Genomic DNA, 24,126 nt, shown 5'->3' on the forward strand with positions numbered 1-24,126 from the left:
CGCGCCCCCTGCCCTGTGCCGGCCCCGGCACAGGGCAAAACGCTCCGGATTCGCCCTCCGCCCCACGTCGACCGTGACCCATCCGCAACGCCTTTGCCGCCAAGCGGACAACAGTTGACGTTCAGTCACCTGAACTGTCAGCGCATTGGCCACAAATCGCCACCCGCGGCACAAAAGGCTTTTCTGCAACTGCAAACTATGCGATGCGTTCATCCGTGAACACACTTTTGAGACCGTTGCATTGTCCGCTTTGAGAGCCCAGCCCATTACCGATGAAGAAGGAGAGCTGTTCCGCCTCCTGCGTCATCTGGACATGGCGCCCCACGCTTCGCAGCGCACCATCGCCTCGGCCATCGGAGTGTCGCTGGGCGGGCTGAACGCAAAGCTCAGGGCGGCGGCAGAAGCCGGGTTCATCAAAATCAGCGAACGCGACGGTCCCGATCGGCGCCATCGCTTTGCCTATGCCCTGACTGCACGCGGAGCGGCCGAAAAAGTCCGGCTGACGGACCGTTTTCTCGCTCGCAAATTCCAGGAATTCCAGGCACTCCACGCCGAGTTGTCCGGCTCCGGCTCTGGCCAAGTTACCTTAATTGATAGGACCACCCTTATGCAGAATAACCTTGCTCCGATCCCCGAGCTCTACGTTTCCTACGAGAGCGCCCAGAAAATGAAGCTCGAAGCGGCGGAACTGACAAGCTGGGACCTGTCCCCACGCCAGATCTGCGACCTCGAGCTGCTGATGAATGGCGGCTTCTACCCGCTCAAGGGCTTCCTGACGGAAGAGGATTACAATGGCGTCGTCGACAACATGCGCCTGGCGGACGGCGCGCTTTGGCCGATGCCGATCACCCTCGATGTGAACGAAAAATTCGCCGAAAGCATTGAGATCGGCCAGGATATCGCCCTGCGCGACCAGGAAGGCGTGATCCTCGGCACCATGACCGTGACCGACCGCTGGGAGCCCAATAAGTCGAAAGAAGCCGAGATGGTCTTCGGCGCCGACGATCAGGCGCACCCGGCCGTCAACTATCTGCATAACACCGCCGGCAAGATCTATCTCGGCGGCCCCGTCACCGGCATCCAGCAGCCCGTGCATTACGATTTCCGCGCCCGCCGCGACACGCCCAACGAACTGCGCTCCTATTTCCGCAAGCTGGGCTGGCGCAAGGTCGTGGCCTTCCAGACCCGCAACCCGCTGCACCGCGCCCACCAGGAACTGACCTTCCGCGCCGCGAAAGAGGCCCAGGCCAACCTGCTGATCCACCCGGTTGTCGGCATGACCAAACCCGGCGACGTCGACCACTTCACCCGCGTCCGCTGCTATGAGGCGGTTCTGGACAAATACCCGGCTTCGACGACCTCCATGTCCCTGCTGCCGCTCGCCATGCGTATGGCCGGCCCCCGCGAGGCGGTCTGGCACGGCCTGATCCGCAAGAACTTCGGCGTGACGCATTTCATCGTCGGCCGCGACCATGCCGGCCCGGGCTCCAACTCCCAGGGCGAGGATTTCTACGGCCCCTATGACGCGCAGGAGCTCTTCAAAAAACATGAAGAGGAAATGGGCATCGAAATGGTCCCGTTCAAACACATGGTTTATGTGCAGGAACGCGCCCAGTACGAACCCAATGACGAAATCAAAGACAAGGATGACGTCACTATCCTGAACATCTCGGGCACGGAACTGCGCCGCCGCCTTGCCGAAGGCCTGGAAATCCCGGAATGGTTCTCCTTCCCGGAAGTCGTGGCCGAACTGCGCAAGACCAAGCCGCCGCGCTCCAAACAGGGCTTCACGGTCTTCTTCACCGGCTTCTCCGGCTCCGGCAAATCCACCATCGCCAATGCCGTCATGGTCAAGCTGATGGAAATGGGCGGCCGCCCGGTGACCCTGCTCGATGGCGACATCGTGCGGAAAAACCTCTCCTCCGAGCTCGGCTTCTCGAAAGAGCACCGGGACCTCAACATCCGCCGCATCGGCTACGTGGCCTCCGAGATCACCAAGAACGGCGGCATCGCCATCTGCGCGCCCATCGCGCCCTATGCGACGACCCGCCGGGCCGTGCGCGAGGATATCGAAGCCTTTGGTGCCTTCATCGAGGTCCATGTCGCGACGTCGATCGAAGAATGCGAAAAGCGCGACCGCAAAGGCCTCTACAAGCTCGCCCGGGAAGGCAAAATCAAGGAATTCACGGGTATCTCCGATCCCTATGATGTTCCCGAAAAGCCCGAACTGCGCGTGGAAACAGAGGGCACGGATGTCGACAACTGCGCCCACCAGGTGATCCTGAAACTGGAAAGCATGGGGCTGATCGCCGCCCACTGATCCGGCCGCGACACATATGACGACCCCGGAGGGCGCTGCCCTCCGGACCTCCCGGGATATTTCAAGACCAGAGAAACAAGGCACGCGCCTCCTTCTCTGGTCCTGAAATATCCCGGGGTAGCCGCGACCGCAGGTCGAGGCGTAGGGGCAGCGCCCCTGGATCGCCCCGCAGGGGCGAACGGCAACAGCTCAGATGATCTCGTCTTCGTCGAACAGCGGGTCACGAGACAGGTGGCGCGCGATTTCCTCCAGCGCGACACCCTCCGGCACCGGGCTCTCGATTTCTGCGAGATGAAAGATCGCGTCGCCCTCATTGACCACCGGCATGACAGCCTGCCCGACGATCAGCCCCCGAAGCGGCGCCCTCACCTCTTCTTCCGCGCCGCCAAATGGGTTGGCCACCCGCGCAAGCAGATCGCCCTTCTCAACCATTTCACCATCCCGGCGATAGGTCGTGAGCAGCCCCCCGCCCGGCGTCCGGACCCATTGGCTGCGCCGGGCCAGCATGGACCCGACCCTGGGCTGAGCCGGGCCGCGCCCGCTCATCATGCCCTGGTGATGCAGCACCCGCAGAATTCCGGCCACGCCGATCCGGACCGCCGTTTCATCCACCCGCAACCCCTCACCGGCCTCGTAAAGAATGGTGCTGACTCCGCGATCCCGCGATTCGGCCCGAAGCGACCCGCTCCGTTCCGCAGAAGGGATAATGACCGGCGCGCCAAAGACCCGCGCCAGCTCCATCAGCCCCACATCCTCCGGCGTGACCCGCAACTGGGGCAGGTTCGTCCGGTTAACGGCGGCGGAATGAAGATCAATGCCGAACTGACAGCGCAGCACGACTTCGTTGAGGAAAAGATGCGCAAGCCGGGAGGCCAGAGACCCCCCGTCATTGCCTGGAAACGACCGGTTCAGATCCCGCCGATCTGGCAGATATCTGGACCGGTTGAGAAACCCGAATGTATTCACGATCGGGACAACCAGCAGGGTCCCGCGCAGCCCCGAGAGTGATTTCTGGCTGAGCAGACGGCGGGTGATTTCCACCCCGATCACCTCGTCCCCATGCACCGCAGCGCTCACGAAACTGACCGGGCCGTCGCGCCGCCCGTGTATGACATGCACCCGCAGCGAGACCGGCGTATGATCGGGCAGAACGGAGACGGGAAGATCAACTGTCTGACGCTGCCCCGGAGCGATCCGGGCGTTTCCGATCTCGAAAAAGCGTCGCGCAGTCATGTCATGCCCCTGCCACGGTGGAACCGATTGGTCCTCAGCTAGCCGGGGTCCGGACGGGAAGACAAGCCCGCCCGTTAAATGGTCGCCAGAATGGTGGCGCCTGCGCTGTCAGTGCACCGCCACCGGCGCCATATCGTTCTGACGTGCAAGGATAAATGCCGAAGACCGGTCGCGCACCAGCGCCAGACGTTCCCCCGACGCATCGTGCACGGCATAGAGCGTATCAAGCCCTTCGGCCTGCTCCTGCACCTCTTCCGGGAGGTCGGTCACAGCCACCGGCCGGACATAGACGATCCGCGCCGCATCCTTTGTAATTTCATACCGTTCGTTCATGGAATTACCCCCTCTTGATCTGGATGGTCTGAACGATTTTGGCGGGTTCAACCCGCGTCAAATCGATGTGCAACAGGCCGTTTTCCATGACAGCCTCGCCGACTTCGACTCCCTCGGCCAGCACGAAGCTGCGCTGGAACTGTCGGGCCGCGATGCCACGGTGCAAGAACACCCGGCCCTCGGCGTCGTCGCTCTGGCGGCCGCGGATCACCAGCTGGCTGTCTTCCAGCGTAATGGCCAGGTCACTTTCCGAGAACCCGGCAACCGCCAGGGTAATCCTGTAGGATCCTTCAGACGTCTGTTCGATATTGAAGGGCGGATATCCGTCATTGCCGGTCTTGGCCGACCGTTCGAGCAACCGCTCCAACTGCTCGAAACCCAGCATATAGGGGTGCGCCCCCAGCGTCATCTTCGTCATAACACGTCCTTGATCCGTAAGCGACAGTGCGGCGGGCCCCGTCTGGCGACCCGTCCTGCTATCAATATGGTCGCCCTCCGCGCAGCGTTCAAGCCTCCCTAAGGCTCGGGCTTTGCCTCGCCGCCGGTTAGGGGGTATTCTGGAGCCCTTGAGAATGCAGGAGAATCGCGGATCATGAATGCGCGTAGCGACATGTCGATGCAGAACGAGGATGTGCTGCGCGTGGAACTTGAAGTGTTCCGCCGCGAGCATGCCGATCTGGATGCCGCCATCTCGGCCCTGCAGGACCGCGGCACGGCCGATCAGCTGACCCTGCAGCGGCTGAAGAAGCAGAAACTGATGCTCAAGGACAAGATCGCCCGGATCGAGGACCGGCTAACCCCCGATATCATCGCCTGACGCGGCCATGCGGCTGATTGCGCCCGCCGCCCCAGCCCTTATAACGCGTAGTCTCAACTGCGGGGGACGCATATGGGCGATATCAAGGTAGGCATCATCATGGGCAGCCAGTCCGACTGGCCCACGATGAAGGAAGCGGCAACCATTCTCGACGAGCTGGGCGTGGCTTATGAGACCAAGATCGTCTCTGCCCACCGGACGCCGGACCGGCTCTGGTCCTATGGCAAGACGGCGGCCGAACGCGGCCTGCATGTCATCATCGCAGGCGCGGGTGGCGCGGCGCATCTGCCCGGAATGATGGCCTCCAAGACCCGCGTCCCCGTGATCGGCGTGCCGGTACAGACCCGGGCGCTCTCCGGCGTCGACAGCCTCTATTCCATCGTCCAGATGCCCAAGGGCTTCCCCGTTGCCACCATGGCCATCGGTGCGGCCGGTGGCGCCAATGCCGGCCTCATGGCCGCCGGGATCCTGGCGATCAGCGACGCCGAGCTTGCCACCCGCCTCGACGCCTGGCGCGAGGCCCTCTCTGCCTCCATCCCCGATGAGCCCTCAGATGATTGACACGCCCCAGATCCTGCCCACCGGCTCCACCATCGGCATCCTCGGCGGTGGCCAGCTGGGCCGCATGCTGTCGGTTGCCGCCGCGCGGCTTGGCTTCAAGACCGTCATTTTCGAACCGGGCGGGGATTGCCCCGCCTCTCATACCGCCAATTATCACCTCCAGGCTGAGTACACCGACGAAGCCGCCCTCCGCCGCTTCGCCGACAGTGTGGACGTGATTACTTACGAATTCGAAAACATTCCCACCTCCGCGCTGGATAGTCTCGAAACGCTCAAACCGATCCGCCCCGGCCGCGAGGCGCTGCGTATCTCGCAGGACCGCCTGACGGAGAAGGAGTTCCTCACCGGGCTCGGCCTGACCGTCGCCCCCTACGCCGATATCCCCGATGCCGCCGCCCTTCAGGCCGCGCTGGACACGATCGGCACCCCGTCGATCCTGAAAACCCGCCGCTTCGGCTATGACGGCAAGGGCCAGGCGCGGCTCAAATCGCCCGGCGATGCCGAAACCGCGCTTACGGAGATGAACGGCGCCCCCGCCGTGCTGGAGGGGTTCGTCACCTTCACCTCCGAGGTCTCCATCATCGCCGCCCGCGGGCTCGACGGGTCTGTTGCCTGCTACGATCCCGGAGAGAACGTGCACCGCGAGGGCATCCTGCGCACCACAACCGTCCCCGCCGCCCTGCCCGCCTCCGCCCGCACCGACGCCGTGCTTCTGGCCGCCAAGATCCTGACCGCGCTGGATTATGTGGGCGTCATGGGGGTGGAGCTTTTCGTGACGCCCGCCGGACTGATCGTCAATGAAATCGCCCCGCGCGTGCATAATTCCGGCCACTGGACCCAGAACGGCTGCGTCGTCGACCAGTTCGAACAGCATATCAGAGCTGTGGTCGGCTGGCCGCTTGGCGATGGCTCACGCTATGCCGACGTGGTGATGGAGAACCTGATCGGCGCGGATATGGACCGGGTGCCTGCGCTTGTCGGGGAGCCTGAGGTGGCGGTGCATTTGTATGGGAAAGCCGAGGTGAAGGCGGGGCGGAAGATGGGGCATGTGAATAGGGTTGGGTGAGGAATTCACTGGTGGCAGCCCAATCGCAGCTTGACAAAGCAAGGTTCTTAAAAAAAAGTTGCTTAATAACTTTTAGCGAGTTCTAATCCTATGGATTCAGAAGACCAAGACCGATACTCTTTTTGGCCTCCGGATTTGATAAGGGCTTTCCACAACAGACAAGTCGTATTGTTCATAGGCTCAGGACTTTCTTCGCAAGCCAAGTCAGGCTTTGGAAGAAGTGCGCCAAGCTGGCAAGGGTTGCTGGAACACCTAAAAAAGCAAGCCGAAGAGAAAGGGCTCCTCCACAAAGAAGATCGGAAGAGGGAACTGGAGCGGATCATTAAGAATGGTAGCCCCGACGACTACCAAATCGCGGCCGAGTACCTTAAGGACAAGTTTGATAACGGAAATGAAGACTTAAAGCTATCAGTCTCCCAACTATTGTCGAAATTTTCGCCTGGATTAGCCCACCAGATTGTTGGGAGGCTTCCGGTAGCAGGTTACATATCAACCAATTACGACACCTACTTGGAGACCGTTTTTGCATCCGAGCACATGAAACCGCTGCAAGTGTATTCAGCCAATTCACTTGATGCGCTTGCAATTGCGACGATGGAAACGCATTCACCGTGGCTTATAAAAATGCACGGGCAAATTGGAACATCAGAAAACTTTGTTTTATCATATAGGGATTACGAGGAGGCTTACGCATCGGGCAGAATTGAAACACTGTTTACAACAATTCTCAGTAGGTACACAATCCTCTTTATTGGATTTGGATTTCGAGACCCACCAATCATGAGCGCGCTGCGATCTTCGTTCCTGAAACTTGGTAAAAATTACCGTCGGCACTATGCATTTTCGGACAACCAAACACTTGCATCAATAAAATCCCGCTTTCTCCAGAAACACTTTAACGTCCACACCATTAGATACCCGAGCGCTGAATCTGAGGACGAAAAAAAACAAAATCAAAAACACCGAAATTTCTCCGTATGGCTAAAACAGCTAGAGAAAGCCGTGCGGATGACCCGGCCTCCGTCTGTACGAGTACTGATGCACCTCAGATTCACTGGAGAGACAAACACGACTTATCTTTACAAGGCCCGAAATGGCGAAAAAGATGTTTTCTTGTGGCCATCAATAGAGTGGCATCATCAGGCTGAAGGAAATGGACCCACTGAATTCACGCAAGCATCCTTCAGAAATGCCATAAGAGATCAATTCAATGTTGACTCTGAAACCGCCGAAAGCATTTCGATTTCAAGAATAAGTAGAACCTTTATTGATGAGGACAAGGTAAATATCGCCCACGACAACAGGCGATATGATTTTCACTTTCAGTTCCTGACGATTGATGTTAGCGCGGAGTACAAGGAAAGGCTGCTAAACTTTTTTGAAGTGACAATGCCAGAAATTGGCCCCTGGAATTTCAACGATATTATGAAACACAAAGAAACGAACAAATACAATAAGAACCCGATACACATATTCCAAGATCTCTGAATTCAGCCTCTTACCCCTCAGCCCCCCTCAACACCTCCGCCCTCTTCTCCTCCCCCATCCGATCCCACGCCCGATACACAACCCCCATCCGCCGGTTCCCCTCGAACCGCTCCCGGTGGCGCACCAGAAAATCCCAATACAATAAATTAAACGGGCAGGCCCCCTCCCCCACCTTCACCTCCGGATCGTAGGAACACCCCTCGCAATAATCCGACATCTTCGAGATGTAATTGGCCGAGGACACATAGGGCTTCGACGCCACCACGCCGCCATCCGCCCATTGCGACATGCCGATGGTGTTCGGCGCCTCCACCCATTCAAACGCATCCGCATAGACCGACAAGTACCATTCATGGACCTGAGCCGGATCAACCCCCAGCAACAGAGCATAATTCCCCGTGATCATCAGCCGCTGGATGTGATGCGCATAGGCCAGATCGCGGGTCTGGGCGACGACCTCCCGGATGCAGCGCATCTCCGTCTCTCCGCCCCAATAGGCGGCGGGCAGGTCGCGGCTGTGGCCCAGCTCGTTTGACGCCGTATAGTCCGGCCCCTTCAGGAAATAGATCCCCCGCACATATTCCCGCCAGCCAAGGATCTGGCGGATGAACCCCTCGGCAGAATTGATCGGCACCTGACCGTCACGATAGGCCGCCTCCGCCGCCGCGCAGACCTCCCGCGGGAGCAGCAGCCCGAGGTTCATGTAGACCGAGAGCACGCCGTGGTTGAGGTAGGGCTCGTCCAGCAGCATCGCATCCTGCGTCGCCCCGAAATCGGACAGCTGGGTCTTAATGAAATGGGTCAGGGCCCGGCGCGCCTGCGTCCGGGTGACGCCAAAGACAAAGGGATCGAGCGTGCCGAAATTGTCGGAGAACCGGTCGCGGACCATCGCCAGCACCTCCTCCGTCATCGCGTCGGGGGTGAATTCCATCGGCCGCGCCTGCAGAAGGGAGCGTTGCGCGGGCTTGCGGTTTTCCTTGTCGTAGTTCCAGTCGCCCCCGGCCGGGTCCTTGCCGTCCATCAGGAACCCGCTCTCCCGCCGCATCTCCCGGTAGAACCACTCCATCCGCAGCTCTTTGCGGCCCTCCGCCCAGTCGCGGAAGCGGTCGAGCGAACAGAGGAACCGGTCGTCTTCGACCAGCGTGACCCCGACCGGACAGGCCTCCAGCGCTTCTATCAGCCGCCATTCGCCGGGACGGACCGCGACGACCTCCTCCGGGTGACAGTCCTGATGCACCGCCATCAGCGCGCCGCAGATCGACCGCGGGCCGTCACCGTCCAGCCGGAAGTAGCGGACGTCCCAGCCGGCCTCCCGCAGCTCCTCCGCGAAATGCCGCATGGCCGAGAGGACCAGCGCGATCTTCTTGGGGTGATGCGGCACATAGCCGGTCTCGTCCGGCACTTCGGCCATCACCACCACGTCCTGAGCCGGATCGCCGTCGCGCAGCACCGCCAGCTCCGGTGACAGCTGGTCGCCCAGCACAAGGATCACGCGCCTCACCATTCCACCCGATCCCCGCGCCAGTCGAAAAAGCCGCCCGTATCTGCCGGTCCGAGGCCGTCCAGCACCGACAGGATGTTCCCCGCCGCCTCTGCGGGCGCGACAGCCGGATGCCGCCGCAGATAGCGCGCCGTCAGATCGGACTGCACCGTGCCGGGATGCAGCGCCACCACCGCGGCCTGCCTGTGCGTCCGCGCCAGCTCCACCGCTGCCGTATGCACGATCTGGTTCGCCGCAGCCTTGGCCGCGCGGTAGGAATACCAGCCGCCCAGCCGGTTATCGCCGATCGACCCGACCCGCGCCGTCAGCACCGCAAAGACCGACCTGCCGTCCCGCGGCAAGAGCCGCGCCGCATGGCCCAGCAGCAGCGCCGGCCCCACCGCATTCAGCGCGAACTGCGCCAGCATCGCCTCCGCTGATATCTCCCGCAGGGCCTTCTCCGGCCCCGCCCCGCCGATCTCCAGCGCCCCGGTTGCCACCAGCACCAGGTCAAACGGCCCCTGGACCGCCCCCAGCACCCGCGCGACGGCGACCTCATCCGTCACATCCAGCCCGTCCCGCGACCGCGACAGTCCGACAACTTCCACGCCCCGCGCCCGCAACGCCGACGCAACCGCGCCGCCGACCGCCCCGCTCTCTCCGATGATCAATGCCCGTTCCATGTCCGGTCTACGTGGCGCGCCAGCCAACCGGATCAAACCGGTCTCTTCATCTTTCCCAAAAACCTCTCGCCGAAGGCATCGCTGCGCAGCAGCGAAAGACACGGGTTCCCAAGCCGCGCCAGCCGCGCTATATCGCCCTCATGGAAACCAAAGGGCATATCATCACAACCGCTGGCGCCACGCGCCGCGTTGCCCTGTGCCTACTCCTAATCCGCCTCTGAGCGTGCCGGTTCGGCGCGACCGCTCAGAGGTATGCCGTCCCGCGCCATGGCTTTAGGAGAAAGAGAGAACCCCATGAACACATCCGCAAAACAGGACCACGTCCTGATATTCGACACGACCCTTCGCGACGGGGAGCAATCGCCCGGCGCCACCATGACGCATGAGGAGAAGCTGGAAATCGCCGCCATGCTCGACGAGATGGGCGTGGACATTATCGAGGCCGGTTTCCCCATCGCCTCCGAAGGTGATTTCAACGCCGTGACCGAGATCGCGAAGAACTCAAAGAATTCGGTGATCTGCGGCCTCAGTCGCGCCAACTTCAAGGATATCGACCGCAATTGGGAGGCCGTGAAACACGCCGCCCGCCCCCGTATCCACACCTTCATCGGCACCTCGCCGCTGCACCGCGCCATTCCGAACCTTACCATGGACGAAATGGCCGACCGCATCCACGAAACGGTCACCCATGCCCGCAACCTCAGCGACGATGTCCAGTGGTCGCCGATGGATGCGACGCGGACCGAACATGACTATCTCTGCCGCGTGGTGGAGATCGCCATCAAGGCCGGCGCCACAACGATCAATATCCCCGATACCGTCGGCTATACCGCGCCCCGCGAATCCGCCGACCTGATCCGCATGCTGATCGAAAAAGTCCCCGGCGCCGACGAGATCGTCTTTGCCACCCATTGCCACAACGACCTCGGCATGGCGACGGCCAACTCCCTCGCCGCCGTAGAGGCCGGCGCCCGCCAGATCGAATGTACGATCAACGGGCTGGGCGAACGGGCGGGCAATACCGCGCTGGAAGAGGTGGTCATGGCGCTGCGCGTCCGCAACGATATCATGCCCTATCAGACCGGCATCGACACCACCAAGATCATGGGCCTCTCGCGCCGCGTCGCGACCGTGTCGGGCTTCCCGGTGCAGTTCAACAAGGCCATCGTCGGCAAGAACGCCTTCCTGCACGAGTCGGGCATCCATCAGGACGGCGTGCTCAAGAACGTCGAAACCTTCGAGATCATGAAGCCCGCCGATATCGGGCTGAACGAAGACAATATCGTCCTCGGCAAGCATTCCGGCCGGGCGGCGCTGAAATCCAAGCTCACCGCGCTTGGCATCGAGCTGGGGCAGAACCAGCTCAACGATGTCTTCGTGCGCTTCAAGGACCTCGCCGACCGCAAGAAGGAGGTCTATGACGACGACCTCCTCGCCCTCATCCGGGTGACCGAAGATGCCACGCCCGACCGGCTGGAGCTCAAATCGCTCAAGGTCATCTGCGGCACCGGCGGCCAGTCGGCCGAGATGGTCATGACCGTCGACGGCGCGGAAATCCGTGCCGAAACCACCGGCGATGGCCCTGTGGATGCGTCGTTTAACGCGGTAAAGGAGATCTTCCCGCATGCCGCCAAGCTGGAGCTCTATCAGGTGAACGCCGTGACCCAGGGCACCGACGCGCAGGCGACGGTGTCGGTCCGGCTGAACGAGGACGGGCGTATCGTCACCGGCTCGTCGGCCGATACGGATACGGTCGTGGCCTCCGTCCGCGCCTATATCCACGCGCTCAACCGCCTGCTGGTGCGGCGCGACAAGGTCGGAACGGGCGCCGACCAGCGCGAGATCAGCTACAAGGACGTCAGCTGATCCATCGCCGACCAACGAAGCAAAAGGCCCGGCCCCGCGCCGGGCCTTTTTTGCTTCGGGCAACATGGGCAACCTTCGGCGCGTTTGGCCGGCGTCCCATCACGTTTCTGTCAGCGTCGCAGATGCGCGCCGTCCGGGTAACTATGTCCCTGTCACTGCAACAGGACAGGAGACCCAGATGAAACTTCTCATCGCAGCCGTGATCTCGTTCGCCGCTTTTCCCGCTTTGGCGAACACGAATATGGCATCCGGCATGGTCGAGGTGCGCGATCGCACCCAAATTTCCGAATTCGGGATCAATTCGGATCTTGCCGACGATCTTGATGTCTACGACGCCAACGGCCGCAAAATCGGCGAGATCGAGGAAATCGTCGGCCCTGATCGCCGCACCGCCCAGGCCATCGTAGTCGATTTCGATGATGACATGGCCGGAGCCGACGACCACGAACGCCTGTTTCCCCTGACGGCCTTTTCTTTCGACGGCAGCGGGCTGGTCATGGCCGATATCTCCGGCATCAAGGACGCGCCGATCTGGCGTGACTGATAAGCCAGCCCGACCGCCCTGGCGCCGGTCCGGATCAAGCCAGCCTGGTTCTTACCGGCCCGTCATCAAGACGTGCGCGCGAAAAGAGCCGCCAGCGAACCGGCCTCTTCCTCCAGCCCGAAAGGCGCATTGACCACGGTCAGGCCTGACCCGACCATCCCGTGGCCCTCCCGCACCGGCGGAAAGGAAACCTCGCTTTTCACGAGCTTCGGCAGGCCCTGTGCCTCGATCCCCCGCACCATGCCGCGATGGCGCGCGTCCTTCAGGATCGGATACCAGAGCGCGATGATCCCCACATTCCACGCCCGGTGCACCCGGCCGATGAACTTGGGGATCGTGTCGTAATCCGCCTTCACCTCGAAACTCGGGTCGATCAGCATCAGGCCCCGGCGCGGCTCGGGCGGGGCCAGCGACATCGCGAGCTCGAACCCGTCCTGCCGGTGCACCTTGGCGCGGCGGCCCACGGCCCGCTCCAGCGCCGCATGTTCCTGTGGATGCAGCTCTGCCAGATGCAGGCTGTCCTCAACGCGCAGCATGTCGGATGCGATCAGCGGAGAGCCGGGATAGGCCGCCGCCCCATGCGCCGCCCGCACCCTGTCCAGCACCGCAACATAAGGATGATCCGCGGCAAAACTGCCCAGCATCCGCCCCACGCCCGCCGCCGCCTCCCCGGTCTTCACCGCCTCCGCCGCCGTCAGGTCATAAAGGCCCCGCCCGGCATGCGTCTCGATATAGCTCAGCGGCTTCGGCTTCTCGGTCAGCCGCGCCAGCATCCACGCCAGAAGCGCATGCTTGTGCACGTCGGCGGGATTCCCGGCATGATAGAGGTGTTGATAGGACAGCATGCCCTCCCCTAGCCCGCGCCGGGCGCTGCGGCAATCGGCAGCGTGGCTGGCGCGGGCGGTTTGATGCTGATTTGCGCCCCCCAGACCTTTCGCCGAGGCATCCGCCCGGTTAAAAGGGCGCTCAGCCCGCCCTTACCCGAGTCGCGGGTTCTTGGGGGTTATTGGCAGGATAACGGGAAAAAATGAGCTTTTGGGATAAGATACCGGGCCTTGTGTCCTCGGACATGGCGATCGACCTCGGCACAGCGAACACTCTGGTCTACGTCAAGGGCAAAGGTGTCATCCTCTCCGAACCCTCCGTTGTGGCCTATCACGTCAAGGATGGCGTGAAAAAGGTGCTGGCCGTCGGCGAGGATGCCAAGCTCATGCTGGGCCGGACCCCCGGCACGATCGAGGCGATCCGCCCGATGCGCGAAGGTGTGATCGCAGATTTCGACGTGGCCGAAGAGATGATCAAGCATTTCATCCGCAAGGTTCACAAACGCTCCACCTTCTCCAAGCCCAAGATCATCGTCTGCGTGCCCCATGGCGCCACCCCGGTTGAGAAACGCGCGATCCGCCAGTCGGTTCTCTCCGCCGGCGCCCGCCGCGCCGGACTGATCGCCGAACCCATCGCCGCCGCCATCGGCGCCGGCATGCCCATCACCGACCCGACCGGCAACATGGTCGTGGACATCGGCGGCGGCACGACCGAAGTGGCCGTCCTGTCGCTGGGTGATATCGTCTACGCCCGTTCCGTCCGCGTCGGCGGCGACCGCATGGACGAGGCGATCATCTCCTACCTGCGTCGCCAGCAGAACCTTTTGGTGGGCGAGTCGACCGCCGAGCGCATCAAGACCACCATCGGCACCGCCCGCATGCCCGACGACGGGCGCGGCACCTCGCTGATGATCCGCGGCCGCGACCTGCTGAACGGCGTCCCGAAAGAGACGGAGATCACCCAGGCCCAGGTGGCAGAGGCGCTGTCCGAACCCGTCCAGCAAATCTGCGAGGCGGTGATGACCGCGCTGGAAGCCACCCCGCCGGATCTGGCCGCCGATATCGTCGACCGGGGCGTCATGCTGACCGGCGGCGGCGCGCTGCTGGGCGATCTGGACCTCGCGCTGCGCGAACAGACCGGGCTGGCCGTGTCCATCGCTGACGAGAGTTTGAACTGCGTGGCCCTTGGAACGGGCAAAGCGCTGGAATACGAAAAACTCCTCCGCCACGCGATTGACTACGACAGTTAACGCGCCCACCCTTCGGATGAAGAGGGCCGACCTTGGCACAGGACCGTAACAGGGAAGAGGACTATTTCACACCGCTGCGGCGCCTGCTGACCAGCGTCCTCATCCTTGCGCTCTTCGGCCTCTTCCTGCTCTGGCGGATCGACAGCCCGCGCATCGAACGGTTCCGGGCCCAGGTGATCGACCGCGTCATCCCGAATTTCGACTGGGCCATGGCGCCGGTCAACGGCACGATGAATGTGCTGCGCGACTTTCAGTCCTACGCCCGGATCCAGCAGCAGAACCAGGAATTGCGGCGGGAGCTGCAGCAGATGAAAGCCTGGAAAGAGGCAGCACTTCAGCTGGAACAGGAAAACGCCCGGCTGCTGGACCTCAACAAGGTCCGCCTCGACCCGCGCCTGACCCATATCACCGGCGTTGTGATGGCCGACAGCGGCTCTCCGTTCCGGCAATCCGTCCTGCTGAACGTGGGCGAACGCGATGGCATCATCGACGGCTGGGCCACGATGGACGGGATCGGGCTGGTCGGACGGATTTCGGGCGTCGGGCAAAAGACCTCGCGCGTGCTGCTTCTGACCGACACCTCGTCGCGGCTGCCCGTTGTCATCCAGCCCTCCGGCCAGCGCGCCCTGATCGAAGGCGACAACTCCGCCGCCCCGCCGATTGAATTCCTCGAAGCGCCGGATCTGGTTCGGCCGGGCGACCGGATCATTTCCTCCGGTGATGGCGGGGTCTTTCCCCCCGGTCTGCTGGTGGGGCGTGTCGCGCAGGATCCGGGCGGGCGGCTGCGGGTCCGGCTGGCGGCCGATTTCGAACGGCTCGAATATCTGCGCGTGCTGCGTCACCACGGGGTGGAGGAAATCCGCGACCCCGGCAGCCTGATCGATGCGACGGTCGGCGTGTCGATCCCGCAGGCGCCAGAGGTCGATGAAAACAGCGTCGATCTGACGAGCGGAGGCAACTGATGTCCGAATTGCTGACCGCCGCCCCCACCCGCACCTGGTCGCTGCGCATTGCCTATGGGCTGATCTGCCTTGGCATTATCCTGTTGCAGCTTCTGCCGCTTCAGACGATGCCGCGGGATATTGCCGGCCCCGAGATCATGCTGATCATGACCTTCGCCTTCGCGCTGCGGCGCCCCGAACTTGTGCCGCCCGCACTGGTCGGCTCGGTGGCCCTGCTGGCCGACCTGCTGTTGCAGCGTCCGCCGGGCCTGATGGCCGGGCTGACGGTTGTGGCGACCCAGGCCCTGCGCAACCGCTCCGAAGGGCTGCGCACCCTGCCCTTCAGCGTGGAATGGCTGACGGCGGCTCTGGCGCTGACGGCCGTCCTTCTCGGATTTCGGATCGCGCTTGCGATCTTTATGATTTCGCAGCCGCCAATTCTGCTGACCTTCACCCAGATTGCCAGTTCCGCCCTGTTCTACCCGGTCATGGTGATTGGGGTGGTTGCCCTCTTCGGAATGCGGCGGGTCGCACCGGGAGAGATGGACACCATGGGGCACCGCCTGTGAAACGCCCGGCCCGCGATACGGCACATGGCGCCCGAAAGATCACCCGCCGCGCGCTCATTCTGGGCGGGGCGCAGCTGGGGTTCATGGGGCTTCTGGCGCTGCGCATGCGTTACATGCAGGTGGACGAGGCGGACAAATTCCGCCTGCTGGCCGAAGAAAACCGGATCAACATCCGTCTGATCCCGCCCGCGCGCGGTGAAATCTTTGACCGCAACGGCAAGCCCATTGCCACCAATGACCCCTCCTACCGGATTACGCTGACCCGCGAAGATGCCGGCGATATCGATGCCGTTATCGGGCGGTTGCAGTCGCTTATCAGTATCGACCCGGAGGATCTGGACCGCGCCCGGGCCGAATTGAAACGCACCTCGCCCTTCTTTCCCGTCACCCTGGTCGACCCGGTCGACTGGTCCACCGTGACCGAGATTGCGGTCAACGCCCCGGCCCTGCCCGGCGTTACACCCGAAGTCGGCCTGACCCGCAATTATCCGCGCGGATCGGACTTTGCCCATGTGGTTGGCTATGTCGGACCGGTCTCTGATTACGACCTGGAAAAGATCGAGGCGCCCGATCAGCTGCTGCTTATTCCCCGGTTTCAGATCGGCAAGGTCGGGCTTGAATCGAAACTGGAGGAAGAGCTGCGCGGCAAGGCGGGCGCCCGCCGGGTCGAGGTGAACCATGTTGGCCGGGAAATGCGCGAACTTGACCGGCGCGAGGGCAAACAGGGCGAGGATCTCCAGCTGACCATCGACGCCGACCTGCAGAATTACACGCAGGCGCGTCTGGACGGCGAAAGCGCCGCCGCCGTGGTCATGGACACCCGCAACGGCGACATTCTGGCCATCGCATCCGCGCCCAGCTTTGACCCCAACCTGTTTGTCCGCGGCATTTCCGTAAGCGATTACCGCGCCCTGACGGAAAACAAGTACCGCCCGCTGGCGGCCAAATCCGTACAGGGGATTTACCCTCCCGGATCGACCTTCAAAATGGTGGTCGCCCTTGCCGGACTTGAGGCCGGTGTCATCGGCCCCGAGGACACCTACTACTGCCGCGGGCATCTCGAAGTCGCGGGCCGCCGGTTCCACTGCTGGAAGCGGGCCGGCCATGGACATATGAACCTTGAGGGGTCGCTCCGCGAAAGCTGCGACGTCTACTATTATGAGCTGGCGCTGGAAATCGGGATCGAAAAGATCTCCGACATGGCCCGCCGGCTGGGCATAGGTGAACGCCACGATATTCCCATGTCCGCCATCGCGCAGGGCCTGGCACCGACCAAGGAATGGAAACGAACCGCCCGCGAAGCCGATTGGGTGATCGGGGACACGGTCAACTCGTCAATCGGACAGGGCTTCGTGCTGGCCTCCCCGCTGCAGCTGGCGATCATGACGGCCCGCATTGCCACGGGGCGCGCGGTGTCGCCGCGGCTGATCAAAACGATCAACGGCGTCGAACAGCCATCCGGCGCCGGCGAGACGCTGGGACTGAACGAAAATCACCTGCGGCAGGTTCGCAAGGCGATGTTCTCGGTCAGCAATAATCGCAAAGGCACCGCCTATGGCAGCCGTATCATAGCCGAGAATATGCGCATGGCCGGCAAGACCGGCACCAGCCAGGTCCGCAACATTACCGCCAAGGAACGCGCCGCCGGCGTGACCTCCAATGCCGACCTCCCCTGGGAACGCCGCGACCACGCGCTCTTTGTCGATTTCGCGCCCTATGAAAACCCGCAGGTCGCCGTGGCTGTTGTCATTGAACATGGCGGCGGCGGCTCTGCCGTGGCGGCACCCGTGGCGCGCGACATCACCCTGCAGGCGCTTTACGGCAGCGAACCGCCGCTGGATGCCTACCCGACCAAGGACCGCGCCAAGATCAAGACGCTGCAGGAAAAAATGCGTGAATATCGCCCCCGCGACCCCGGCGATACCAAGAGCCGCGCATGAGTTATCTTGAGAATAACGTCAAGACGACGCCCAGCGGCTTCCGCAAGGTGCTGTATCTGAACTGGCCGCTGCTGCTGCTGTTGACGGCGGTCGCGGCCTTTGGCGTGCTGATGCTCTATTCCGTTGCCGGCGGCTCCGCCCGGCCCTGGGCCGATCCGCAGGCGAAACGGTTTGTGATGGGGCTGGGCGTGATGTTTTTCGTTGCCATGGTGCCGGTCTGGCTGTGGCGCAACCTGTCCGTCGTGGCCTATCTGGGCTCCGTCCTTCTGCTGGTCGCGGTCGAATTCTTCGGCGCGGTTGGCATGGGCGCGCAGCGCTGGATCGATATCGGTTTCATGCGCCTTCAGCCCTCGGAGCTGATGAAGATCACACTGGTGATGATCCTGGCGGCCTATTACGACGCCCTGCCTTTGAGACGGACATCCCGTCCCATATGGGTCATCATTCCCGTCATCCTGATCCTGCTGCCCACCTTCCTCGTTCTGCGTCAGCCCGATCTCGGGACGGCGCTTCTTCTTATGATCGGCGGCGCGGCGGTCATGTTTCTTGCAGGTGTCCACTGGGCCTATTTCGTGGCCGTGATCACCGCAGGCATTGCCGGAGTGACGGCCGTCTTTGAATCCCGCGGCACCGACTGGCAGCTGATCAAGGACTACCAGTTCCGCCGGATCGACACCTTCCTCGACCCGTCCAACGATCCGCTTGGCGCAGGCTATCACATCACACAGGCCAAGATCGCCCTGGGCTCCGGCGGCTGGACCGGGCGCGGCTTCATGCAAGGCACGCAGTCGCGGTTGAACTTCCTGCCCGAAAAGCACACCGACTTCATCTTCACCACCCTGGCAGAGGAGTTCGGCTTTGTCGGGGCCTTCTCCCTCCTCTGCCTCTACGCGCTGATCATCGTCTTCTGCATCTCTTCCGCGCTGGCCAACCGCGACCGCTATTCGTCGCTGCTGACGCTGGGGATTTGCTGCACCTTCTTCCTCTTCTTCGCCGTGAACATGTCGATGGTGATGGGGCTTGCGCCTGTCGTGGGCGTGCCTCTGCCGCTCGTCTCCTACGGCGGGTCGGCCATGCTCGTGCTCATGGCCGCCTTCGGACTGGTGCAGAGCGCGCATATCCACAGGCCAAGGTAATGACCGTAAACATCCTCTTCGCCGCCGCATCCGATATGTGGCCCGATTACGAACGCCCGCTGATCCAGGCGCTGGACAGAACAGGGCTCGATTACCGCCTGTCCACCGACTTATCCCCCGCCGAGACCGATTTTATCATCTACGCTCCGAACAGCGCCGTTCAGGATTTCACGCCCTACACCCGCTGCAAGGCGGTGCTGAACCTCTGGGCCGGGGTGGAGAATATCGTGACCAACAAAACCCTGACCATGCCGCTGGCCCGCATGGTCGATCCCAGCCTGACGCAGGGGATGGTGGAATGGGTCACGGGCCATGTCCTGCGCTACCATCTGGATATCGACTGGTTCCTCGCCCGGCAGAACGGCAAGTGGGAACGTCACGTGCCGCCCGTGGCCCAGGAACGCCCCGTGACGGTGCTGGGTATGGGTGAGCTGGGCCGCGCCTGTGCGGAGACGCTGGCGGGGCTCGGCTTCCCCGTCACCGGCTGGAGCCGCAGCCCGAAGGAGGTGCCGGGCATCACCACCCTGCACGGCGATGACGGCCTGACGGAGGCGCTGTCCACTGCCGAAATCCTTGTCCTGCTGCTGCCGCGCACGGCAGAGACCGAGAACATCCTGAACGCCGACCGCCTCGCGCTCATGCCCAGGGGCGCGCGCATCGTGAACCCCGGACGCGGGCCGCTGATCGATGACGAGGCCCTGCTGGCGGCGCTCGACAGCGGACAGATCGGCCATGCCACGCTGGATGTCTTCCGGGTGGAGCCACTGCCCGCCGATCATCCCTTCTGGTCGCATGACAAGGTGACCGTCACCCCGCATATCGCCTCGGAGACGCGTGCCTCGACGGCAGCGCAGGTGATTGCGGAAAATGTCCGGCGCGGCGCGGCCGGAGAGCCTCTGCTGCACATGGTCGACCGGACCCGCGGCTATTGACCGTAGGATGGGTGCTGGCACCCATCTGCCTGCTCAGGGATGGGTGCCAGCACCCATCCTACACCCCGCGCAGAGCGCTCCTGACCGCGAGGTCCCGCGCGATCCGGCAATCCTCAGGCTCCAGCGGCGCGCGACCCTCGGCCGCCCAGGGCCGGAACCGCGCACGAAAGGCCCAGAGTAGAAGCGCCTCCGCAGTCTCGACCTCGGGCCGGTGATACCCGATCCGCGCCAGATCGGCGGCAAAACCCGCGTCATCCACCTCACGCCCGGCATCGTCAGCGGCACAGGCATCCGCACCCGGCCAGATCGCCAGCCCCTGCCATGCCAGTCGACGCCAGTCGAACCTTGGGCCCGGATCACATTTCCGGTCCGGCGCCATGTCCGAATGGCCGATCACATTCTCCACAGGGATTGACCAGCGCCCCAGAATGCCGCCCAGCAGCCCCTCCAGCACCGCCATCTGCGGCTCAGGGAACGGGTGTGCGCCGGTATTGGCCAGCTCGATCCCGATGGAATGGGAGTTCACATCCGTTACCGGCCCCCAGGCCCCCGCCCCGGCATGCCAGGCACGGTCCTCCTCGGCCACCATCTGCCAGAGGTCCCCTGTCTCGGAAATCAGGTAATGGCAGCTGACGGGCGAGAGCCCCTCCGGCGGCTCCGGATCGCAGAGCCGCTCAAGAGCGGCCTCCGCCGTCGCCATCGCCGTGAAATGGATCACCACCATGTCCGGCGCGCCACCATGACGGCGCGCACCGAAATTGCCCGACGCCACCCAGCGGGCCCCGGGATGCCGGGTGCCGCCGTCAGCCAAGCTCAGCCGCCCGCGGCCTTGCGGAAGGGGCGCGGATCCCAGGTGCAGGCAAAGCCGTCGCCATCCGGGTCCAGCCCCTTGCGGTCCCTCTCAGGCCCGCCGGATTTCAGGAACTCGGTCTGTGCCAGATCCGGCGAGGGGAACTTGGCGCAATTGGCGCCAGAGCGGTTGCCCAGCAGGCTGGTCCGCCGGTACTGCGCCTGGCCCGGATTATGCGAGGTCTGCAAAGCATAGGCCACGATGTTTGGCCCCGTATCCGTCCGCGTCGGCAGGGCCGAGGGCTGAACCTGCGTGTAATTCGCCCGGTTCTGCGCGATCAGCGCCTTGTCATCCGCGATGGACCGCTGCTCTCCAACCGCATCAAAGTCGTTTTCATTCGAGATACCGATATTATTGACCACCACCGGGGCCGGCTCCGGGTTCGACGGGCTGGCATTCAGCGGCGTCACGCCGGAATTGACCTCTGCCTGACCCAGCGCAGCCCGGGTTTCCGCTGCGATATCCTCGGCCGAGTCGCCCGTATCGTCCGAAGACGTGGTGCCCGGGAAGGTCGATCCTGTTGCATCAAGCGGCTGCGCGCTGACCACCGGCGCGGCCGGAATGGCCATGCCGTTGTTCTGCCCCGCAAGCTGCGCCTCACGTTGACGCTGGTATTCGGCATAGTCGCCAAATCCCACGCCCGCCCCGCTGTCCGGAACCGCGGGCTGACAGGCCGCCAGCCCCGCAAGGGCCAGTGCCGAAAGGCCAAGGCGCATCTGTTTCATCGACATATCCATGATCCGATTATCCGCTGCTCGCCCGGCGATCCGGGCCTTGATTGGCCAAAAGCCTACCACCACTTGGCAGGCTTCGCCACAAAACCGGCTGCATTTTCCAGCGCATAGGCCGTATTCAGCAGATCCGCCTCTTCCCAGGGCCGCCCGATCAGCTGCAGCCCCATGGGCAGGCCCTGACGGTCCACGCCCGCAGGCACGCTGATCCCCGGCAGGCCCGCCAGGTTCACCGTCACCGTGAACACGTCGTTGAGATACATCTGCACCGGATCGGCATCCGTCATCTCGCCCAGTCCAAAGGCCGAGGACGGCGTCGCGGGCGTCAGGATCGCATCGACACCGGCGGCAAAGGCCTGCTCGAAATCCTGCTTGATCAGCGTCCGCACCCGGCGCGCCCGGTTGTAATAGGCGTCGTAGAACCCGGCCGACAGCACATAGGTCCCGACCATCACGCGGCGCTGCACCTCATGGCCAAAGCCCTCGGCCCGGGTCTTTTCGTACATCTCCGTGATGCCATCACCCTGCGCCAGCTTCGCGCGGTGGCCGTAGCGCACCCCGTCATAACGTGCGAGGTTCGAGGACGCCTCCGCCGGGGCGATCACGTAATAGGCCGGCAGCGCGTATTTGGTATGGGGCAGAGAGATATCGACAACCTTCGCCCCCGCATCCGCCAGCATCTCCTTGCCGCGGGTCCAGAGCTGGTCGATCTCCTCCGGCATGCCCTCCATCCGGTATTCCTTGGGGATACCGATCGTCTTGCCACGGATATCGCCGGTCAGCGCGGCCTCGAAATCCGGGACCGGGAAATCGACGGAGGTCGAATCCTTCGGGTCATGCGAACACATGGCCTGCAGCATGATCGCCGCATCGCGCACATCCTTGGTCATGGGCCCCGCCTGATCCAGCGAAGAGGCAAAGGCCACCACGCCCCAGCGGGAACAGCGCCCGTAGGTCGGCTTGATCCCCGTAATGCCGGTGAAGGCCGCAGGCTGGCGGATCGACCCGCCGGTATCCGTGCCCGTCGCCGCAAGGCAAAGGTCCGCCGCCACGGCCGCAGCCGAGCCGCCCGACGACCCGCCGGGCGTCAGCGCCGTGTCGTCATTGCCACGCCGCCAGGGGTTCACCGCATTGCCATAGACCGAGGTCTCGTTCGACGAGCCCATGGCGAATTCGTCCATGTTGAGCTTGCCCAGCATGACCGCGCCCGCGTCGATCAGGTTCTGGCTGACCGTCGACTCGTATTCCGGCAGGAAGCCTTCAAGAATGCGGGAGGCTGCTTGGCTGGGCGCGCCCTTGGTGCAGAAGAGGTCCTTGATCCCCACCGGGATGCCGCACATCGCGGGCGCCTCGCCCGCCTTGATCCGGGTATCCGCCGCCGCCGCACGCTCCCGCGCGATCTCCGGCGTCTTGTGCACGAAGGCGTTCAGCGCATCGGCGCCGTCGATGGCCGTCAGGCAGGCCTCCGTCAGCTCGACCGAGGTCACCTCGCCCTTGCGCAGCGCATCCCGCGCCGCCGCGATCGTCAGTTTCGTCAGCTCGCTCATTCGACCACCTTCGGCACTGCAAAGAACCCTTCCCGCGCATCCGGCGCATTCGACAGGACCTTGTCCTGCTGTTCTCCATCCGTGACCACGTCCTCGCGCCGCTTCAGCCGCATCGGCGTGACAGAGGTCATCGGCTCCACGCCTTCGACATCGACCTCGTTCAGCTGTTCGATGAAGCCGAGGATGGTGTTGAATTCCTGTGCGAGCGCCGGCAGATCGGCCTCCTCGACCTTGATCCGGGCAAGCTTGGCCACGCGCGCGGCGGTGCCTTCATCGATGGACATGGGGGTCTCCCCTTCTTCGGGCTGGTTCTTCGGGCGGGTCTCAATCCGGGGTGGTTTACCGCCCTCCGCCCGCCCCCGCAAGGTGGCGCCGCAACACCTCGGCCATCCATGCCAGCATGACGGCATTCAGCAGGTGCCACAGGAAATGCGTGCCCCGCGGCCAGCCGGAACAGAGCGGCATGTCGAGCGCCCGGAAGAGGATCGAGAGGCACAGGATCGCCGCCCCGATGGCAAGCCCCCGCGCGACCTCTGGCAGCCGCCGCCAAAGCGCCAGAGCATAGCCAAATATCAGCAGCGGGATCGGCGCATAGCCTGCGGAGGACCCGAGCCCCGGCACCAGCCCGAAGAGCGGCACGGTGGCGGCGGCATAGGGAAAGAACCCAAGCGTCACAGCCCCGGCCCAGACCGGCCGCAGCCGCCAGTAATACCGGTTGGCAAAGAAGATATAGGCCAGCACGTAGAAGAGGATCGGCAGCACATCCGCCACGCCCGCCCAGCGGACAGCCAGCGTGTGAAACAACCCCGACCCGACCCCGATGGCGATCAACAACGCCGCCAGCACCCGCACCGGCCCCGGCGTCCCGCGCCGCCAGACCCAGAGCCCGGCGATAACAAAGGCCAGATTTGTCACCGCATTCAGCGGCTCTGCCCAGACCTCCGGCCCCAGCCTTTCGCAATAGCCGTCTACGGATGCAGTCCAGTCCATGCTTTTCCCGGCCTTCCCTTGTCAC

General features: G+C 63.3%; 24 protein-coding genes. 13 read left to right on the forward strand and 11 right to left on the reverse strand.

Annotated elements, in window-relative coordinates:
- Nucleotides 1-250 precede the first annotated feature (250 nt).
- Nucleotides 251-2,320, forward strand: coding sequence for a bifunctional sulfate adenylyltransferase/adenylylsulfate kinase (locus ACRARG_RS06440; protein ID WP_432689167.1), 2,070 nt, complete (start codon nucleotides 251-253; stop codon nucleotides 2,318-2,320).
- 189 nt (nucleotides 2,321-2,509) lie between these two features.
- Here ACRARG_RS06440 and ACRARG_RS06445 read toward each other — a convergent pair whose 3' ends face one another.
- The 3 genes from ACRARG_RS06445 to ACRARG_RS06455 all read right to left on the reverse strand — a co-directional run bounded on the left by ACRARG_RS06445 (nucleotide 2,510) and on the right by ACRARG_RS06455 (nucleotide 4,304).
- On the reverse strand, nucleotides 2,510-3,553 hold the full coding sequence (locus tag ACRARG_RS06445) for a succinylglutamate desuccinylase/aspartoacylase family protein (protein ID WP_432689168.1): 1,044 nt from the start codon (nucleotides 3,551-3,553) through the stop codon (nucleotides 2,510-2,512).
- 108 nt (nucleotides 3,554-3,661) lie between these two features.
- Nucleotides 3,662-3,886: a DUF1150 family protein gene (locus tag ACRARG_RS06450; protein ID WP_432689169.1), complete on the reverse strand. Its 225-nt coding sequence runs from the start codon at nucleotides 3,884-3,886 to the stop codon at nucleotides 3,662-3,664.
- Between the two features lie 4 nt (nucleotides 3,887-3,890).
- Nucleotides 3,891-4,304 carry an Hsp20 family protein gene (locus tag ACRARG_RS06455; RefSeq protein ID WP_432689170.1) on the reverse strand — a complete coding sequence of 138 codons (414 nt, stop codon included), beginning with the start codon at nucleotides 4,302-4,304 and terminating at the stop codon, nucleotides 3,891-3,893.
- Nucleotides 4,305-4,478: 174 nt separating this feature from the next.
- Between ACRARG_RS06455 and ACRARG_RS06460 the strand changes: the two genes are divergently transcribed.
- The 4 genes from ACRARG_RS06460 (at nucleotide 4,479) to ACRARG_RS06475 (ending at nucleotide 7,818) form a co-directional block, all read left to right on the forward strand.
- The gene (locus tag ACRARG_RS06460) at nucleotides 4,479-4,703 is read left to right on the forward strand and encodes a YdcH family protein (protein ID WP_432689171.1); all 225 of its coding nucleotides are present in this window, start codon (nucleotides 4,479-4,481) and stop codon (nucleotides 4,701-4,703) included.
- Between the two features lie 72 nt (nucleotides 4,704-4,775).
- Nucleotides 4,776-5,264: a 5-(carboxyamino)imidazole ribonucleotide mutase gene (purE, locus tag ACRARG_RS06465; RefSeq protein WP_432689172.1), complete on the forward strand. Its 489-nt coding sequence runs from the start codon at nucleotides 4,776-4,778 to the stop codon at nucleotides 5,262-5,264.
- Nucleotides 5,257-6,330 (forward strand): 5-(carboxyamino)imidazole ribonucleotide synthase, encoded by a 1,074-nt coding sequence (locus tag ACRARG_RS06470; protein WP_432689173.1) that lies wholly within the window; start codon nucleotides 5,257-5,259, stop codon nucleotides 6,328-6,330. The genes purE and ACRARG_RS06470 overlap by 8 nt, the downstream gene beginning before the upstream one ends.
- A 90-nt stretch (nucleotides 6,331-6,420) precedes the next feature.
- Nucleotides 6,421-7,818 (forward strand): SIR2 family protein, encoded by a 1,398-nt coding sequence (locus ACRARG_RS06475; protein ID WP_432689174.1) that lies wholly within the window; start codon nucleotides 6,421-6,423, stop codon nucleotides 7,816-7,818.
- Nucleotides 7,819-7,828: 10 nt separating this feature from the next.
- Here the strand turns inward: ACRARG_RS06475 and ACRARG_RS06480 are convergent, their stop codons facing one another.
- Nucleotides 7,829-9,322: a cryptochrome/photolyase family protein gene (locus ACRARG_RS06480; RefSeq protein ID WP_432689175.1), complete on the reverse strand. Its 1,494-nt coding sequence runs from the start codon at nucleotides 9,320-9,322 to the stop codon at nucleotides 7,829-7,831.
- Nucleotides 9,316-9,981: an SDR family NAD(P)-dependent oxidoreductase gene (locus tag ACRARG_RS06485; RefSeq protein WP_432689176.1), complete on the reverse strand. Its 666-nt coding sequence runs from the start codon at nucleotides 9,979-9,981 to the stop codon at nucleotides 9,316-9,318. The genes ACRARG_RS06480 and ACRARG_RS06485 overlap by 7 nt, the downstream gene beginning before the upstream one ends.
- 294 nt (nucleotides 9,982-10,275) lie before the next feature.
- On the opposite strand from ACRARG_RS06485, the gene ACRARG_RS06490 reads away from it, so the two are divergent.
- Nucleotides 10,276-11,847, forward strand: a complete 1,572-nt coding sequence (locus ACRARG_RS06490; protein ID WP_432689177.1) for a 2-isopropylmalate synthase — start codon at nucleotides 10,276-10,278, stop codon at nucleotides 11,845-11,847.
- 178 nt (nucleotides 11,848-12,025) lie between these two features.
- A complete protein-coding gene (locus tag ACRARG_RS06495; protein WP_432689178.1) occupies nucleotides 12,026-12,391 on the forward strand; it encodes a hypothetical protein in 366 nt (121 codons plus the stop codon).
- A 65-nt stretch (nucleotides 12,392-12,456) separates the two neighbouring features.
- On the opposite strand, the gene ACRARG_RS06500 is transcribed toward ACRARG_RS06495, so the two are convergent.
- Nucleotides 12,457-13,236 carry a 23S rRNA (adenine(2030)-N(6))-methyltransferase RlmJ gene (locus tag ACRARG_RS06500; protein ID WP_432689179.1) on the reverse strand — a complete coding sequence of 260 codons (780 nt, stop codon included), beginning with the start codon at nucleotides 13,234-13,236 and terminating at the stop codon, nucleotides 12,457-12,459.
- A 182-nt stretch (nucleotides 13,237-13,418) separates the two neighbouring features.
- Here ACRARG_RS06500 and ACRARG_RS06505 point away from each other — a divergent pair, with 182 nt between their 5' ends.
- Genes ACRARG_RS06505 through ACRARG_RS06530 form a run of 6 tightly spaced genes read left to right on the forward strand, consistent with a single transcriptional unit; the run spans nucleotide 13,419 to nucleotide 19,983 of the window.
- Nucleotides 13,419-14,465: a rod shape-determining protein gene (locus ACRARG_RS06505; RefSeq protein WP_432689180.1), complete on the forward strand. Its 1,047-nt coding sequence runs from the start codon at nucleotides 13,419-13,421 to the stop codon at nucleotides 14,463-14,465.
- A gap of 32 nt (nucleotides 14,466-14,497) precedes the next feature.
- Nucleotides 14,498-15,427, forward strand: coding sequence for a rod shape-determining protein MreC (mreC, locus tag ACRARG_RS06510; RefSeq protein ID WP_432689181.1), 930 nt, complete (start codon nucleotides 14,498-14,500; stop codon nucleotides 15,425-15,427).
- Complete coding sequence (locus tag ACRARG_RS06515) at nucleotides 15,427-15,975, forward strand: rod shape-determining protein MreD (RefSeq protein ID WP_432689182.1); 549 nt, start codon at nucleotides 15,427-15,429, stop codon at nucleotides 15,973-15,975. Before mreC ends, ACRARG_RS06515 begins: the two co-directional genes overlap by 1 nt.
- Entirely contained in the window at nucleotides 15,972-17,915 is a 1,944-nt protein-coding gene (mrdA, locus tag ACRARG_RS06520; protein ID WP_432689183.1) for a penicillin-binding protein 2, read from the forward strand. The genes ACRARG_RS06515 and mrdA overlap by 4 nt, the downstream gene beginning before the upstream one ends.
- Nucleotides 17,912-19,051 (forward strand): rod shape-determining protein RodA, encoded by a 1,140-nt coding sequence (gene rodA, locus ACRARG_RS06525; protein ID WP_432689184.1) that lies wholly within the window; start codon nucleotides 17,912-17,914, stop codon nucleotides 19,049-19,051. Before mrdA ends, rodA begins: the two co-directional genes overlap by 4 nt.
- Nucleotides 19,051-19,983 carry a 2-hydroxyacid dehydrogenase gene (locus tag ACRARG_RS06530; protein WP_432689185.1) on the forward strand — a complete coding sequence of 311 codons (933 nt, stop codon included), beginning with the start codon at nucleotides 19,051-19,053 and terminating at the stop codon, nucleotides 19,981-19,983. Before rodA ends, ACRARG_RS06530 begins: the two co-directional genes overlap by 1 nt.
- Nucleotides 19,984-20,041: 58 nt before the next feature.
- On the opposite strand, the gene ACRARG_RS06535 is transcribed toward ACRARG_RS06530, so the two are convergent.
- The 5 genes from ACRARG_RS06535 to ACRARG_RS06555 all read right to left on the reverse strand — a co-directional run bounded on the left by ACRARG_RS06535 (nucleotide 20,042) and on the right by ACRARG_RS06555 (nucleotide 24,101).
- Nucleotides 20,042-20,707 (reverse strand): N-acetylmuramoyl-L-alanine amidase, encoded by a 666-nt coding sequence (locus ACRARG_RS06535; protein ID WP_432691326.1) that lies wholly within the window; start codon nucleotides 20,705-20,707, stop codon nucleotides 20,042-20,044.
- Between the two features lie 89 nt (nucleotides 20,708-20,796).
- Entirely contained in the window at nucleotides 20,797-21,558 is a 762-nt protein-coding gene (locus tag ACRARG_RS06540; protein WP_432689186.1) for a hypothetical protein, read from the reverse strand.
- 65 nt (nucleotides 21,559-21,623) lie between these two features.
- Nucleotides 21,624-23,111 (reverse strand): Asp-tRNA(Asn)/Glu-tRNA(Gln) amidotransferase subunit GatA, encoded by a 1,488-nt coding sequence (gatA, locus tag ACRARG_RS06545; protein WP_432689187.1) that lies wholly within the window; start codon nucleotides 23,109-23,111, stop codon nucleotides 21,624-21,626.
- A complete protein-coding gene (gene gatC / locus ACRARG_RS06550; RefSeq protein ID WP_432689188.1) occupies nucleotides 23,108-23,395 on the reverse strand; it encodes an Asp-tRNA(Asn)/Glu-tRNA(Gln) amidotransferase subunit GatC in 288 nt (95 codons plus the stop codon). The genes gatA and gatC overlap by 4 nt, the downstream gene beginning before the upstream one ends.
- Nucleotides 23,396-23,450: 55 nt before the next feature.
- Nucleotides 23,451-24,101 (reverse strand): ceramidase domain-containing protein, encoded by a 651-nt coding sequence (locus ACRARG_RS06555; RefSeq protein ID WP_432689189.1) that lies wholly within the window; start codon nucleotides 24,099-24,101, stop codon nucleotides 23,451-23,453.
- Nucleotides 24,102-24,126: the final 25 nt, after the last annotated feature.

This window comes from Pseudooceanicola profundi (genome assembly GCF_050897955.1).
Taxonomy (GTDB): domain Bacteria; phylum Pseudomonadota; class Alphaproteobacteria; order Rhodobacterales; family Rhodobacteraceae; genus Pseudooceanicola.